This window comes from Streptomyces sp. adm13(2018) (assembly GCF_008042145.1).
Taxonomy (GTDB): Bacteria; Actinomycetota; Actinomycetes; order Streptomycetales; family Streptomycetaceae; genus Streptomyces.
This window is the reverse complement of record NZ_RDBH01000129.1, coordinates 1,291,571-1,293,875: the sequence shown is the minus strand read 5'-3', so window position 1 is coordinate 1,293,875 and position 2,305 is coordinate 1,291,571. Positions and strand designations below refer to the sequence as shown.

At 74.3% G+C, this 2,305-nt stretch carries 2 protein-coding genes; both read right to left on the bottom strand.

Annotated features, from left to right (window positions below):
• On the bottom strand, nt 1–695 hold a 695-nt coding region (locus EAO70_RS22565; RefSeq protein ID WP_148005303.1), incomplete at its 3' end, for a GntR family transcriptional regulator.
• A gap of 67 nt (nt 696–762) precedes the next feature.
• Nucleotides 763–2,196, bottom strand: coding sequence for an alkaline phosphatase PhoX (locus EAO70_RS22560; RefSeq protein WP_148004629.1), 1,434 nt, complete (start codon nt 2,194–2,196; stop codon nt 763–765).
• Between the last annotated feature and the right edge of the window lie 109 nt (nt 2,197–2,305).

Here is a 2,305-nt window from a genome sequence, read left to right as displayed (position 1 = left end):
GCCCCGGGGTGTGGGGGCGCCGGGATGCCCGTCACCTCCGCCACCTCGATGGCGTCGTCGGCGAGCTGCTCCAGGGCCGCCCAGATCTCCGTGGTGACCCGTACCGCCTCCGTGGCGTCGCCCGCCGCGCACGCGTCGATGAGCCGCGCGTGCAGCTCGGCCGAACCGCAGCTCCCGGCATCGCCGAAGAGCCGCCGCTCGACCCGGCGGATCAGGGGGGTGTACCGCGCGATCGTGGCGGCGGCGGCGTGGTTGCCGCTGGCGACGACGAGGACCTGGTGCAGCTCGTCGTCGGCGTCCAGCGCGGCCTCGACGTCGGAGGCGCGGACCGCCGCCGCGAAGCGCTCGTTGGCCTCGCGCATGGTCCGGATGCCCTCGGGCCCGAGCAGGGGCACCCCGGTCCGGGCGGCGAGTTCGTGCATCACCCGCACCACCGACGCGGCGTCCCGGACGACCCGGCTGACCGGGCGGGTGACCCGGGTGTAGCTCTGCGGCTTGGACTCGACGAGCCCCTCGTCGCCGAGCCGGACCAGGGCCTCGCGCACGGGCGCGCGCGAGAGCCCCAGCCGGTCGGCGAGGTCGGCGTCCTTCAGCGGGGCGCCGGGGGCGAGCTCGCCGCGCACGATGGCCTCGCGCAGCGCCTCGTAGGCCCGGTCACGCAGCAGGGTGCGGCCCACGGGCCGTAAGGCGTTCATGGGCTGACATGTTAGATGTCAGTCCGCGGGGGTGACCAGGGAGCAGAAGTGAAGGCCGGGTGCGGGTTCAGCGGCGGGGCTGGCGGCGCCACGGACCGGTGATCGCCACCATGATGCCCGGGTCCTGGATGTTGGCGAACAGGGTGTCACCGTCGGGCGAGAAGGTCACCCCGGTGAACTCGCTGCCGTTGAGGTCGTTGCGGGCGATCGGGTAGGTGCGGCCCGAGTCCGTGGCGCCGAAGAGGTGCTGCACGCCCTCGCCGTCCTCGGCGATGACCAGGCCCCCGTACGGGGAGACCGTGATGTTGTCGGGGCCGTCGAAGGCGCCGTCCTCGTCCGGGGCGGCGTTCACGCCCAGCAGCACCTTGAGGGTCAGGGTGCGGCGCTTGGGGTCGTAGAACCAGACCTGGCCGTCGTGCGCGGCGCCCGGGCTCTCCTCGCGCGCGTAGGAGGAGACGACGTACGCGCCGCCGTCGGCCCACCACATGCCCTCCAGCTTGCGGGCGCGGGTGATCTGGCCGGCCGTGAACTGCTTGCGGACGGAGGTGGTGCGGCCGTCGCGGTCCGGGACCTCGATCCAGTCGACGCCGTAGACGGTGCCGATCCGGCTCGCCCGGGACAGGTCGTCCACGAACCGGCCGCCGGAGTCGACGCACTTGGCGGCCTGGAGCACACCGGCGTCGTCCGCGAGGGTGCGGAGCCGGCCGCGGCCGTGCTCGAAGCCCTTCGGCGGGACCCAGCGGAAGAGCAGCCCGTTGGGGTTCGAGGCGTCCTCGGTGAGGTACGCGTGGCCCCGCCCGGGGTCGATGACGACGGCCTCGTGGTCGTACCGGCCGAAGGCCTTGACGGGCTTCGGCGCGCGGTTGGCGCGGCGGTCCCGGGGATCGACCTCGAAGATGTAGCCGTGGTCCTTGGTCATGCCGTTGACCCCGGCGCGGTCCGAGTTCTCCTCGCCCGTCAGCCAGGTGCCCCAGGCGGTGCTGCCGCCCGCGCAGTTGGTGGAGGTGCCGGCGAGGCCGACCCACTCGGCGACGGTGCCGTCGCGGTGCACCTCGACGACCGTGCAGCCGCCGGCGGCGGCCGGGTCGTAGACGAGCCCCTCGGTGAGCGGGACCGGGTGGGGCCACTTGTCGCGGGTGCCCTTGAGCTCGTGGTTGTTGACCAGGTACGTGGTGCCGCGCGGCCCGGCGAAGGCGGCGGTCCCGTCGTGGTTGGAGGGCGTGAACTCACCGGACTCCAGCCGGGTCACGCCGCTGTGGGTGAGGACGCGGTACGTGAACCCGGCGGGCAGGGCGAGCATCCCCTCGGGGTCGGCGACCAGCTCGCCGTACCCGAGCCGGTGGCCGTGGCCGTGGTGCCCGTGACCGGCTCCGTACGCCTCCGGGTCGGCGGAGGCGAGGGCCTCGGGCGCGGTGGCGAGAGCACCGACGACCCCGGTGAGGGCGAGGCCCGCACCGGCGGCGGCGGAGTGCTTCGTGAACTCTCTGCGGTTGAGGGGCATGGTGTGACGTTCTCCCTGCGCTGGCCCGGATGTCGCGGGCCACCCTCCCGCGCCGCCACGAACGGCACCTGAACGCCACGGGAACACCGCCGGGCGGCGGGTGCCCGCG